Below are 12585 nucleotides of genomic sequence, written 5' to 3' on the forward strand. Positions count from 1 at the left end.
TGCCACTCGTCGGCCGGTTTGGTAACCCAAACGCTCTGATCCTGGTTTCACAGCCCCCCCAGCCCCCCGGATCGAGCGGCTGGACCGGTCGACGCTCATATATCCCCCTCGCCAAGGCGTGCCGCCCCTCGATTCGGCACGCCTTGTGCGTTCCAGACCGGCTTTCGCGTTCCGCGCCGGACTGGGCTGTGGTGTCCGGGCGCGTTTCCCGCTATCGCTTGAGATGTCCGGGGCTCCGGCAAGTCGCAAACGCAAGTGGGTGACGCCTCTCCATGATAGTTGCAGACACGCTGGTAAAACGCTTTGGCCGCCACCTGGCGGTCGATCGGGTGTCCTTCACGGTCAAGCGCGGCGAAGTGCTCGGCTTTCTCGGACCCAACGGGGCAGGCAAGTCGACCACGATGCGCATGCTGGCCGGATGCCTGGAGCCTGATTCGGGCGCAGCGCGCCTCGCCGGCTACGATTCCAGCCTCGACCGGCGGGCCGCCCAGAGCCATCTCGGCTATCTGCCCGAGGGAGCGCCGGCCTATCCCGCGATGACCCCGCGCGGCTTCGTCCGCTTCCACCTGAGGGCGCGGGGCTTTTCCGGCAACGCGCTGCGCGAGGCGGAGCGGCGCGCGCTCGACCTGGCCAGTGTCGGCGAAGCGGCGGAGAAGCCGATCTCGGCGCTCTCGAAAGGCTATAAGCGCCGGGCCGCGCTGGCGGCCGCCATCGCGCACGACCCACCCATCCTGATCCTGGACGAGCCCACTGACGGGCTGGACCCCAACCAGAAGGACGGGGTCCGCGCGCTGATTCGCGAGATGGCGCGCGACAAGGCCATCATCATCTCCACCCATTTGCTCGATGAGGTCGAAGCTATCTGCACCAGGGCGATGGTCATTGCCGACGGCCGGCTCCTGGCCGACGAGACGCCGCAGGGACTGGCCGCGCTCGGCGGGGCGGGCGATATCGGCGCGGCCTTCCGCACCCTGACGCGCCAGGCCCATGAAAGCATCCAGGCGCGCGACACCTCCTCCCCGCCGACGGGAGCCGCGCAATGACACCCCTGATTGCGGTTCTGCGCCGCGAGCTTGCCGCCTATTTCGAGACGCCCCTGGCCTATGTCTTCCTGGTCGTGTTTGCCGTGGCCGCGCCGAGCTTTGCCTGGCAGGTCGGACGCCTGTTCCAGACCGGACGCGCCGATCTCGCCCCCCTGTTCGACTACATGCCCTGGCTGCTCCTGGTCCTGATGCCGGCGCTGGCCATGCGCGCCTGGGCGGAGGAGCGCGATAGCGGGACGCTGGAAATGCTGCTCGCCTCGCCGATCCCGCTCTGGGCGGCGGCCGGCGGCAAATTCCTGGCCGCCTGGTGCGTCGCAGCCCTCGCCATCGCGCTGACCCTGCCGATGTGGATCGCGATGAATTATCTCGGCGACCCGGACAATGCTGCCATCGCGACCGCCTATATCGGTACGCTGCTGCTGGCCGGAGGTTATCTGGCGCTGGGCCAGGCCCTGTCGGCGGTGACCGGGAACCAGGTCGTCGCCTTCGTGCTGGCGGTCGGGGCGTGCTTCCTCATCACGATTGCCGGACTGCCTTTCGTGCTGGAGGCCCTGTCGGCGCGCCTGCCCGGCGCTTTCGCCGAGGCGCTGGCCGAGCTTTCGGCGCTGGCCCGCTTCGATTCCCTTCGCCGCGGCGTGCTGTCGGTGGAAGACCTGGTCTACTTCTTCAGCCTGATCGGCCTCGGCCTGTCGCTGGCGATCACCCTTGTCGACACCCATCGCGGAGGCGGACGATGAGTGCGCCGCGCTTCCTCCTCGTCATGGTGGCCGGCCTGCTGGCCCTGTTTGCCGGGCTCAACCTGACCGCAGGCGCGGTGCTGGAGTCCTGGCGCGTGGATCTCACCGAGCGCGGCCTCTACCGGCTGAGCCCTGGAACGCGCGATGTGCTGGAGCGTCTGGACGAGCCGATCAGCCTGGATTTCATCTATTCGCGCGAGGAGGCGGCACGCTATCCCGCGATCCGCGCCTATGGCGCGCGCGTGCGCGAGATGCTGCGCGGCCTCGCGGCGGAGTCCGACGGCATGATCCGGCTGGAGGAGATCGATCCCGAACCGTTTTCCGCCGCGGAAGACGCCGCCATCGCTGCCGGCCTCGACCCCATTCCCACCGACGACGGCACGCAGCTTTTCTTCGGTCTGATCGGGCGCAACACGATCGATGACCGGGCCACGATCGCGTTTTTCGATCCGGCCGGCGAAGCGCGGCTGGAATACGAGATCGTGCGCGTGATCGCGGAGCTGGACCGGGCGCGCCAGCCGCGCCTGGCGGTGATCTCCAGCCTGCCTTTCGAGCCGGACGCCGAGGGCCGCTCCGGCAACCGGATCGTGAACGATTTGTCGAGCACCTTCGAGCTGATCTGGCTCGACCCTGAATTCACCACCCTGCCCGACGCGGACGCGCTCTTCCTGCTTCACCCGCCCGAGCTGAGCGAGGGTCAGGCCTATCTGGTCGACCAGTTCGCGCTGTCGCAGGGCCGTGTCCTGGCCGCGCTCGACCCGATGGCCCATGTGGCGCTCAAGCCCGGACCCGACGGTCTGCCCCCGCTGCGCGCCGAGCGCGACAGCGCGCTGCCCCGCCTTCTTTCCGGCTGGGGGGCGGCCTACGATCCCACCGTCACCGCGATGGACCGCGCCCACGGCCTGCCGGTGCAGATCTCCGAAGGTGGACGTGCGCGCATGCGCGCCTACCCGCTCTGGTTTTCCATCCCCCCAACGGGCATGGACCGGGAATTTCCCCCTGTCGCAGCCCTGTCGCGCGGCGTGAATGTCGGCTCTCCCGGGCTGCTGGCGCCGGTCGAGGGCGCCACCACGGCCTTCGCGCCCATCCTCTCGACCAGCGCGGAGGGTGCACGCCTCGACGCCGACATCGCATCGGGATCGCCCTCGCCCGACGAGCTGGCCCAGCGCTATGAGCCGGCGCCGGACGCGCCCCTGGTCATCGCCGCTCGCCTGTCCGGGCCGCTTGCCACGGCGTTTCCCGACGGTCCGCCAGCCGGCGAAATCGCCTTCGATGCGACGGCCCATCTCGACCGGAGCACGCGCGACGCCGACATCATCGTCATCGCCGATGCCGACTGGCTCGATCCGGCCTTCTACATCAATCCCGATCCGGTCCAGGGCGACCAGGTCGTGGCCGACAACCTGTCGCTGGCGCTGAACTTCGCCGATGCGCTCGCCGGCGATCCTGCCCTGGTCTCCTTGCGGTCACGGTCCAGTTCGGCGCGCCCGATGACCCGGGTCGAGACCCTGAGAAGCCAGGCCGAGGCGCGCTATCTCCAGCTGCAGGAGCGCCTGACTGCCGAGCTGGCGGAAGCCGAGGAAGAACTCGCGAGCCTGAACCGGCAGGGCCAGGCCTCCGCGCTATCCGGCGCCGGTTCGGACGAAACGGCGCGCGCCAGCGCGCTGCGGGCTCAGATCGTGGATGCGCGTCAGCGTCTGCGCGATATCGAGCGTGGCTTCCGCGTGGAGATCGATGCGCTGGAGCGCTCCCTGATCGTGTGGACGGTCTGGGTGCCGCCTTTGCTCGTCATGCTGGGCGCCGTCCTATTCCTGGTGATCCGGCGCAGGAGGCGCAGATGAGGGCTCACACATCGGCGCGCCGCCGCGCCCGTCTGGCAACCGGGATCGCACTGGCCGGCCTGCTTGTGCTGGCCGTGGGCAGTTATGCGGTCTGGCGCGATGCGCGCCTGGATGCGCGTCCCGACGCGTCGGGACCGGTCCTGGCCGACTGGCAGCAGAACGCGGCACAGGCCCGTGTCATCGAGATCGAGGGGCCTGACGGATCGCTCCGCTTGGAACGCGGGCCGGCGTCGCAAAGCGGCTGGGTCATGGCCGACCGGGGCGGCTATCCGGTGCCGCCCGAGCGTGTTGCCGAGCTGGATGCCGCCTTGTCCCAGCTGTCCTACAGCGCCGCGATGACGCAGGATCCGGGCAAATTCTCCCGCCTGGGCCTGGTCGGGGCGGCCGAGGGCGGGCAGGGCGTGCGCCTGACCGTGCGGAGTGCAGATGATAGGCGGCTTGCCGATCTGATCATCGGTGCGGACCGCGGCGATGACGGGCTCTTCATGCGGATTCCCGGAAGCGGCCGGGCCTACGCGGCGCAAGGCCGTCTGCCCGACCTGGACGCCGTCGATCACTGGCTTGGGCTCGATTTCTTCAACCTGGATCCGGCCAGCGTGGCGCGCGTGCGCATCCAGCCCGAAACCGGTGAGGCCTATGCGCTGGCCAAGGCCGGGATGAGCGCGCGCAATTTCGAGCTTCGCGAACCGCGCGGCTGGCGCCTGATCACATCGGGCGCGGCGAACGGCGTGGCGGTCGCCGGAGCGCGGATGCGGTTTCGCGATGTCAGACCGCAAGAGAGCCTGATCGGCGCCCCCGTCGCGGCCCATGCGGCAGTGACCTTCGATGGCCTGGCCTATTCCTACACGGTCTTCGATGAGGGCGGACGCCACTGGGCAAGGCTGGAGATCACGGCAGCGGCCGACGATGCCGAGGCCCGGGCGCAACGCCTGGACGCGGTTGCACGCGGCTGGGCGTTCGAGGTCAGCGACGACGCCTACGAGCGTCTGACCCGGCCGCTCGACCAGATCGCGGAACGGTTCTAATCGCCCGCTTGATGCGCGGGCTCCCGGTTGACGGCCGGGATACGGCTCGCGCCAAGGATCGGGCCGCCGCGCGAAGCCTGAACCAGAACCGCGCAGGACAACGAGTCCGGGCAGGCCGCAGGCTCTGCGGTCACGGTATATTCGGCGCCGCTCCACCCGGGCAGGGCGGTGAGATGGCGCACCGTATTGAAGTGAACCATGTCGAGCCCCGCATTGCTGCCGGCCTCGATTGTCCGCTCGATCGTCCCGGTCTCGTAAGCGGCCAGCCAGACGGTCGCGGCTTGTTCGCGCGCGGGGCCGTTCAGGCGCACCTGAGGACCGTCCGGCGTGCGCAGGAGCGATGGATGAAGGGCGACCGGCTCCGCCCCGCGGACCGCGCCGAGAATCTGCCCGCGATCGAAGCGCAGGGTCTGTGGAGCGCCGTTCACCACGAAATGGGGCGTGTACACACGATGGGCCGGCCCGGCATCGACATAGTCCTGCTGGCGCTGGTTGAACTCCGGCCGGGCAAACTGGTCCGTCCACCCGTACATGTCCCAGTAGCTGACGTTGAACGCCAGCGCGAGCGTGTCCTCCTGGGCGCCGAGCTCGGACAGCAGGCGGTTGGCATCCGGGCACAGTCCACAGCCCTGGCTGGTAAACAGCTCGACGACGACCAGGTTGCGGCGCGGCTCCGCAGGGTCGGGACTGGCAGCCAGAAGGAGGAGGAGGGCGAGCGCGGTCATGTATCCCTTCTACGCCCGGCAGCCGGACTTGGGAAATCACAGGCGCGTCAGATGCGGCCCCCCGGCGCGCAAGGCTCAGTAGGGTTTCACCGTTTCGTCCTGGCTGCGCATGGCAGGGATCGCACGGTTCTGGCCGAGGCGCTCGCGATGATCGTCCAGGGCCCATTTGACACTGGGGAAAGCCAGCTCGCCCCACGGAATATCCTCCCAGGCAAGGAAGGCGACTTCCTGGCTTTCCGGACCGGCCGCGACCCCGGGTTCGGTGAGGCGCGCGCGGAAGAAAATCTGCACCTGGCTGATCCGCGGAATGGAGTAGATCCCGAGCAGGTCGGTCGTTTCGATTTTCGCGCGCGTCTCTTCCCACGCCTCGCGCCGGGCGGCCGCGTCGACGCTTTCGCCCTCTTCCATATAACCGGCGGGCAGGGTCCAGTAGCCGATACGCGGAGCGATGGCGCGCCGCGCCATCAGAATGCGCCCCTCCCCGTCGGCAATGACCGACCCGGCAACGATTTTCGGATTGATGTAGTCGACAAAGCCGCAGGTCTGACACACGCGGCGCTCGCGGTCATCGCCATCGGGAATTTTGTGTGCGAAATCAAACGAGTGATCACTCATCGCTAATCATCCTTTAAAAACAACGCGTCCTTTTGTTTTCCGTGCGCAGATAAATTGACATTGAATCGTGACAATAAGCAGTTAGCTTGTCGATCCATCCGTTGCCGGACAGAGGGGTAGTTATGTCCGAGGAAGCGCTTTTCGACCTCCGCCTGTCGCCGGGCCATCTGTTGCATCGCGCGCAGCAGTTTGCCGCCGACCGGTTCAATGAAGCCACCGGCGGGGTCCAGATCACCCAGCGCCAGTTCGCGGTCCTGACCGCCGTGTCCGACGAGGAGGGTCTGACCCAGACCCAGCTGGTCAAGGCCACCGGCATCGACCGCTCGACCCTGGCCGAGCTGGTCGCCCGGATGACGGCCAAGGGCCTGCTGATCCGCGAGAAGGCGCCCGGCGATGCCCGCGCCAACTCGGTGCGTTTCAGCGATGAGGGCCGCAAGCTCTACGAGACGGCGCTGGCCGGCGCGAAGGCGGCCGACGAGGCCATTCTCGCCGCCCTGCCCAAGGGCAAGCGCGCGAACTTCGTGGAAAGCCTGACCCGGATCGCGCGCACGATCGAGCTCGATGCCGAGGCGCTGAAGCAGGAAGCGAAGAAGGCCAAGAAGGCCGTCGAGAAGCAGGCCGACGCCAAGGACAAGAAGAAGCACAAGAAGAAAAAGAAGAAATAGCCCGGCGCCAGGGCGCTGCGGGTCAGTTCTCTTCTGCCATCGCCGCCTGCCAGGCCGGCTCGAACTGGCGGTCCCACACCGGCTCGCTGACCGCGCCGCGCCAGCGCGCGCGCACGACACCCGATCCGTCGATCAGGAAAGTTTCCGGTACGCCGGTCACGCCCAGCTCCAGTGCGGCCCGGCCCTCCGGGTCGGCAGCGAAACCGGCAAACGGGTTGCCGAGCTCGGCCAGAAAGGCGCGCGCATCCGCGCGATCATCCTTGTAGACCACGCCATAGATCGGAATGCCGCGCTCGGCGAGGTCCATGAAGACCGGATGCTCGATGCGGCACGGGGCGCACCAGCTGGCCCACAGATTGAGCAAATACGGGCCCTCCACCGCCTCCGGGTCAAAGCCGGGCATGGCGGGATCGAACGTCTCCAGCGGAAGTTCGGGCAGAGCCTCGCCCTGCAGGGGATCGGCCGCGTCACGGCCCGGGCCGAGCAGCGCCACGGCGAACACCACCATCAATAGCGCGATCGAGCCCAGCGGCGCCCAGAGCAGTACGCGGCTCATAGCGTGTAGCCCGTTTCGTCGCTGCGCGGCGCGTCTCCGCGCGGCAGGGAGTCATGTGGGGAGCGGGAGTCCTCGGCGGTCTGCGCCTGAATCCGCGCCAGACGCTCCCGGGCTCCGCGGCGACCGGCCAGCGTCCACCAGGTCAGCGCGCCGATCACCGCGAGCGTGAGGCCATAGCTGCCCCAGACATAGGCGCCATAGCCGCTCATCGAGAGAAAATCGCTCATTGGCTGGCCTCCCTCGCTTCGGCTTCGAGCCGGCGTTCGCGGGCGCGCTCCAGCGCGTCGGCGCGCTTTTCCAGCAGCAGCGTGCGCATGCGCGTCAGCACCAGAACACCGAACAGGATCGTCAGGGCCAGCGCCATCACGCCCAGCGGCCACAGCTTGCTGGCATGGATGGTGGGTCCGTCGAAACGGAACACGCTGGCGGGCTGGTGCAGCGTATTCCACCAGTCGACCGAGAATTTGATGATCGGCAGGTTGACGAGGCCAGCCATGGCGAGGATCGCGCCGCTGCGGGCAGCCAGGCGCTCGTCCTCCAGGGCCGCGCGCAAGGCCATGTATCCGAGATACAGCAGCAACAGCACCAGCATGGAGGTCAGGCGCGCATCCCAGACCCACCACGCGCCCCAGGTCGGCTTGCCCCACAGCGCGCCGGTGACCAAGCACAGGGCGGTGAAGGCCGCGCCGAAAGGCGCGATGGCGCGCGCGGCGAGGTCGGCCAGATTATGGCGCCAGACGAAGAAAACGAAGCTGGAGACCCCCAGCGCGCCATAGGCAAACAGCCCCAGCCACGCAGCGGGAACGTGGACATACATGATGCGCACGCTCTCCGACTGCTGGTAGTCGGGCGGCGAAACGGCCAGCGCCCAGGGCAGGCCGACGGCCAGCAGCGCCAGCGTCAGGCCCCACCCCCACGGGATGAGGGTGCGGGCCAGCCGGTCGAAGCGTTCGGGATTGGCAAAATAGCTCAGCATCTGGACCTGCGACTTAAGCCCGGCGGGCGATTTGGGCAAGCGTCAGCACGCCGCACCTATTCCAGACGCGCCTTGAGCGCCGCCGCGATTCCGGCCGGAGCCAGCACCAAAGCGGCGAGCGAAAAGGCCGCGGTCAGAAGAAGGTTAGCGCCCGCCGTGCCCGTCTGGTCTATGGCGGCGCGACCGGCGCCGGCGGCAAAGACCAGCACCGGCACCTGGAGCGGGGCGGCGATCAGCGCGATCAGCAGGCCGGCCCGCTTCAAGCCCGCGGCGAGCGCGCCGGCAAAGCCGGCGACCAGGGCCAGTCCGGGCGCGGCGAGACCGAGCGCCAGCGCCAGCACAAGGCTGGCCTCACCGCTCATGCCGTAGGCGATGCCGGCCAGCAGCGCGATCAGGGGCGCCGGCCAGAACACGGCCAGGGCAAAGGCGAGGCTCTTGACCAGGCAGATCAGCGCGAAGCTCTGCCCCGACAGCACGTAGAGCTCCAGCGTCCCGTCGCCCGCGTCCTCGCTGAACAAACGCTCGGCCGATTGCAGCGTGGAGAGCAGCATGGCGAAGGCGATGATGCCGGGGGCCGCGGCCAGCAGGATATCCGGCGCCGGTCCGATCGCGAGCGGCGCCAGGGCGAGGGCGGCCAGGTTGAACGCCGCCGGTCCGGCCGTGCCGCCGCCCCCGGCCCAGGCAAGGGCGAATTCGCGCCGGAAAAGGGCGGCCAGCGCACTCACGATCCAAACTCCAGCGTCCGGGCCCCGGGCCAGCCAAGATCCACATGGGTGGCGGCAATCACGGCGCCTCCGGCGGCGCAATGGCGTTCCACGGCCTCGGCCAGCAGGGCGCGCCCGCGTGTGTCGAGCGGGGCGGCCGGTTCGTCGAGCAGCCAGAGCGCGCGTCCAGAGAGCACAATGCGCGCCAGGGCAACGCGGCGCCGCTGGCCGGCCGACAGGCGGCCGCAGGCGCGCCGTTCAAGATGGGCGATGGCGAAACGGGACAATGCGTGCTCGACCGTCATCTCGGCGCCGCCCTGGAAGGCAGCCCAGAACCGCAATGCGTCGCGTACCGTCTCGCCCGGTTTCAGCGCATCGGCATGGCCCAGGAAGGCAATCGCCTCCGGTGCCGGGCGTTCGATCTCGCCGGCAGCGGGATTAACCAGCCCACCAAGCGCGCGAAGGAACGTTGTCTTGCCCGAGCCGTTAGGTCCGGTAAGCACGAAAGCCTCGCCGGAACGCACACGCAGAGCGAGTCCGGTCACCAGCCGGCGCCCGCCGCGGTCCAGCGTCAGGTCCTTGACCGATATGAGAAAGGGCGCGCCACCGGTGCTCATGACCGTCCGCTTACGCGATCTTGATCGGGCGGGCAAACGGTCAGGAAGCCGCAGCCCGGGACCGGGCCCGCGGGAAGGAGCTGGACCGGCGACACGCGCGGACCGGACTGGTTTGGACATGTGAGAGTTATTCTCATTTGCAAAACAGGGGCTTCGATGTCCCGCTTATTGCAGGCCGGGCCGGTGAAGGCTAAAACGCGCGACAAGAAATGATGCGCCGCAGCGTCCCTGGCGATGCGAGGCAGCCACTCTCTGGAAACGCCCCCTGTTTCCGCCCGATCGATCGAACGAGGAATTCTCATGGCTTCAATGGACAGCTTCAACTGCCGCCGCGACCTGGATGTGGACGGCAAGACCTACACGTATTTCGATTTGACCGAGGCTGAGAAGAACGGTCTGGAGGGTGTCTCGAAGCTGCCCTACACGCTGAAAGTCCTGCTGGAAAACCTGCTGCGCTTCGAAGATGGCAAGTCGGTCACCAAGGCCGACATCGAAGCCATTGCCAAATGGACGAAGACCGGCAAGTCGGATCACGAGATTGCCTACCGCCCGGCGCGCGTGCTGATGCAGGACTTCACCGGCGTTCCCGCCGTGGTCGATCTGGCCGCGATGCGCGACGCGACCAAGCAGCTCGGTGGCGACCCCAAATCGGTCAATCCGCTGGTTCCGGTCGACCTGGTCATCGACCACTCGGTGATGGTCGACGTCTTCGGCACCGACCAGGCCTTCAAGAAGAATGTCGAGCGCGAATACGAGCGCAATGGCGAGCGCTACAAATTCCTCAAATGGGGCGCGAGCGCATTTGACAATTTCCGCGTCGTTCCGCCGGGCACCGGCATCTGCCACCAGGTCAACCTGGAATATCTCGCGCAGACGGTCTGGACCAAGGACGAGGACGGCAAGACCTACGCCTATCCCGACACGCTGGTGGGCACCGACTCCCACACCACCATGATCAACGGCCTGGCCGTGCTCGGCTGGGGCGTGGGCGGCATCGAAGCCGAAGCGGCCATGCTGGGCCAGCCGGTTTCCATGCTGATCCCGGAAGTCATCGGCTTCAAGATCACCGGCAAGTTTCCCGAGGGCGCGACGGCGACCGATCTGGTCCTGCGCGTCACGCAGATGCTGCGCGAGAAGGGCGTGGTCGGCAAGTTCGTCGAATTCTACGGCGAAGGCCTCGACCACCTCTCGCTGGAAGACGTGGCGACCATCGCCAACATGGCGCCCGAATACGGCGCGACCTGCGGCTTCTTCCCGGTCGACGACGCCACGATCGACTATCTGACCGCCACCGGGCGCGACCCGTCTCGCGTGAAACTGGTCGAGGCCTATTCCAAGGCGCAGGACATGTACCGTCCTAACCGCACGACCGAGCCGGTCTATACCGACACCCTGCATCTCAACCTGGATGACGTGGTGCCGGCCATCGCCGGGCCCAAGCGTCCCCAGGACCGGGTGCTGCTGACCGACGCCGCCGACGCGTTTGCCACCGAGCTGGACCGCGAGTTCAAGAAGCTCGAGGACGGCAACAAGCGCGTGAAGGTCGAAGGCGAGGACTATTCCATCGGCCATGGCGATGTCGTGATCGCCGCGATCACCTCGTGCACCAACACCTCCAACCCGACGGTGATGCTGGGCGCGGGCCTTCTGGCGCGCAACGCCCTGAAGAAGGGCCTGCAGGTCAAGCCGTGGGTGAAGACCTCGCTCGCGCCGGGCTCCCAGGTCGTCACCGACTACCTGCTCAAGGCCGGTCTGCAGGACGATCTCGACGCGCTGGGCTTCAACCTGGTCGGCTATGGTTGCACCACCTGCATCGGCAATTCGGGACCGCTGCCGGAGAAAATCTCCAAGGCGATCACCGAAGGCGATCTGGTCGCCACCTCCGTCCTGTCGGGCAACCGCAACTTCGAAGGCCGGGTGAACCCGGACGTGCGCGCGAACTATCTCGCCTCGCCGCCGCTGGTCGTGGCCTACGCGCTGGCCGGCTCGATGAACATCAACCTGACCGAGGACCCGATCGGCTATGACGACCAGAACGAGCCGGTCTATCTGAAGGACATCTGGCCGAGCTCGGCCGAAATCGCCGAAACGGTCAAATCGGCCGTCACGCCGGAGATGTTCGCGAGCCGCTATGCCGACGTGTTCAAGGGCGACGAGGACTGGCAGAAAGTCGAGACGTCCGGGGGCCTGACCTATGACTGGCCGGACTCCACCTACGTGGCCAACCCGCCCTTCTTCGAGGGCATGTCGACCGACGTGACCCCGCCCAAGGACGTCAAGGATGCCCGCATCCTCGGCCTGTTCGCGGACTCCATCACGACCGACCACATCTCCCCGGCCGGTTCGATCAAGGCTGACAGCCCGGCCGGCGAATACCTGCAGGCGCACGGTGTCGAGCCGCGCGAATTCAACTCCTACGGCGCGCGCCGCGGCAATCACGAGGTCATGATGCGCGGCACCTTCGCCAATATCCGCATCAAGAACCAGATGGTTCCCGGTGTGGAAGGCGGCGTGACCAAGCTGCAGCCGTCCGGCGAGGAAATGCCGATCTACGACGCCGCCATGAAGTACCAGGAAAAGGATATTCCGCTGGTTGTCTTCGGCGGCAAGGAATACGGCACCGGCTCCTCGCGCGACTGGGCGGCCAAGGGTACGCGCCTGCTCGGCGTGAAAGCCGTGATCGCGGAAAGCTTCGAGCGCATCCACCGCTCCAACCTGATCGGCATGGGCGTGACCCCGCTGGTCTTCACGGGCGATGACAGCTGGGAGAGCCTCGGCATTACCGGCAAGGAAACCGTCAGCCTGGACGGCATCGAAGGCCTGACGCCGGGCGCGACGGTGAAGATGACGGTCGAGTTCGAGGACGGCTCGACGAAGACGGCCGACCTGAAGGCCCGCATCGATACCGAGAACGAGCTCGATTACCTGAAGAATGGCGGCATCCTGCACTACGTGCTGCGCCAGCGCGCCGCCTAGGCCTGTTACCGCCCGCCTTCAAGAACCCCGGTCCGTTTGGCGGACCGGGGTTTTTTTGTAAGTCTTGTCCGGACGCAGGCTGGCCGATTGCCCCGCCCGGCACGG

Annotated in this window: 13 protein-coding genes; 6 read left to right on the plus strand and 7 right to left on the minus strand. The window is 67.5% G+C overall.

Going from position 1 to position 12585, the window contains the following annotated elements:
* The first annotated feature begins 272 nt into the window (after positions 1 to 272).
* The 4 genes from E5162_RS09845 to E5162_RS09860 are packed head-to-tail and all read left to right on the plus strand — an operon-like array spanning position 273 to position 4646.
* Positions 273 to 1043 (plus strand): ABC transporter ATP-binding protein, encoded by a 771-nt coding sequence (locus tag E5162_RS09845; RefSeq protein ID WP_135945056.1) that lies wholly within the window; start codon positions 273 to 275, stop codon positions 1041 to 1043.
* Positions 1040 to 1780, plus strand: coding sequence for an ABC transporter permease (locus E5162_RS09850; RefSeq protein WP_135945057.1), 741 nt, complete (start codon positions 1040 to 1042; stop codon positions 1778 to 1780). Before E5162_RS09845 ends, E5162_RS09850 begins: the two co-directional genes overlap by 4 nt.
* The gene (locus E5162_RS09855) at positions 1777 to 3621 is read left to right on the plus strand and encodes a GldG family protein (RefSeq protein WP_135945058.1); all 1845 of its coding nucleotides are present in this window, start codon (positions 1777 to 1779) and stop codon (positions 3619 to 3621) included. The genes E5162_RS09850 and E5162_RS09855 overlap by 4 nt, the downstream gene beginning before the upstream one ends.
* Positions 3618 to 4646, plus strand: coding sequence for a DUF4340 domain-containing protein (locus E5162_RS09860; RefSeq protein ID WP_135945059.1), 1029 nt, complete (start codon positions 3618 to 3620; stop codon positions 4644 to 4646). Before E5162_RS09855 ends, E5162_RS09860 begins: the two co-directional genes overlap by 4 nt.
* Here the strand turns inward: E5162_RS09860 and E5162_RS09865 are convergent.
* Positions 4643 to 5371 carry a DUF1223 domain-containing protein gene (locus E5162_RS09865; protein ID WP_135945060.1) on the minus strand — a complete coding sequence of 243 codons (729 nt, stop codon included), beginning with the start codon at positions 5369 to 5371 and terminating at the stop codon, positions 4643 to 4645. The genes E5162_RS09860 and E5162_RS09865 overlap by 4 nt on opposite strands.
* A 75-nt stretch (positions 5372 to 5446) precedes the next feature.
* Complete coding sequence (locus E5162_RS09870; RefSeq protein ID WP_135945061.1) at positions 5447 to 5986, minus strand: NUDIX hydrolase; 540 nt, start codon at positions 5984 to 5986, stop codon at positions 5447 to 5449.
* A 122-nt stretch (positions 5987 to 6108) separates the two neighbouring features.
* Between E5162_RS09870 and E5162_RS09875 the strand changes: the two genes are divergently transcribed.
* On the plus strand, positions 6109 to 6651 hold the full coding sequence (locus E5162_RS09875; protein ID WP_135945062.1) for a MarR family winged helix-turn-helix transcriptional regulator: 543 nt from the start codon (positions 6109 to 6111) through the stop codon (positions 6649 to 6651).
* A 22-nt stretch (positions 6652 to 6673) separates the two neighbouring features.
* On the opposite strand, the gene E5162_RS09880 is transcribed toward E5162_RS09875, so the two are convergent.
* Genes E5162_RS09880 through ccmA form a run of 5 tightly spaced genes read right to left on the minus strand, consistent with a single transcriptional unit; the run spans position 6674 to position 9504 of the window.
* On the minus strand, positions 6674 to 7207 hold the full coding sequence (locus E5162_RS09880) for a DsbE family thiol:disulfide interchange protein (protein WP_135945063.1): 534 nt from the start codon (positions 7205 to 7207) through the stop codon (positions 6674 to 6676).
* Complete coding sequence (gene ccmD, locus E5162_RS09885; protein WP_135945064.1) at positions 7204 to 7434, minus strand: heme exporter protein CcmD; 231 nt, start codon at positions 7432 to 7434, stop codon at positions 7204 to 7206. The genes E5162_RS09880 and ccmD overlap by 4 nt, the downstream gene beginning before the upstream one ends.
* Positions 7431 to 8183, minus strand: a complete 753-nt coding sequence (locus tag E5162_RS09890; RefSeq protein WP_135945126.1) for a heme ABC transporter permease — start codon at positions 8181 to 8183, stop codon at positions 7431 to 7433. Before E5162_RS09890 ends, ccmD begins: the two co-directional genes overlap by 4 nt.
* A gap of 56 nt (positions 8184 to 8239) precedes the next feature.
* Entirely contained in the window at positions 8240 to 8908 is a 669-nt protein-coding gene (locus tag E5162_RS09895) for a heme exporter protein CcmB (RefSeq protein WP_135945065.1), read from the minus strand.
* Complete coding sequence (gene ccmA / locus E5162_RS09900; RefSeq protein ID WP_158291269.1) at positions 8905 to 9504, minus strand: heme ABC exporter ATP-binding protein CcmA; 600 nt, start codon at positions 9502 to 9504, stop codon at positions 8905 to 8907. Before ccmA ends, E5162_RS09895 begins: the two co-directional genes overlap by 4 nt.
* A 300-nt stretch (positions 9505 to 9804) precedes the next feature.
* Between ccmA and acnA the strand changes: the two genes are divergently transcribed.
* On the plus strand, positions 9805 to 12480 hold the full coding sequence (gene acnA / locus E5162_RS09905) for an aconitate hydratase AcnA (protein ID WP_135945067.1): 2676 nt from the start codon (positions 9805 to 9807) through the stop codon (positions 12478 to 12480).
* Positions 12481 to 12585 lie beyond the last annotated feature (105 nt).

This window comes from Marinicauda pacifica, from assembly GCF_004793635.1.
GTDB classification, from domain to species: domain Bacteria; phylum Pseudomonadota; class Alphaproteobacteria; order Caulobacterales; family Maricaulaceae; genus Marinicauda; species Marinicauda pacifica.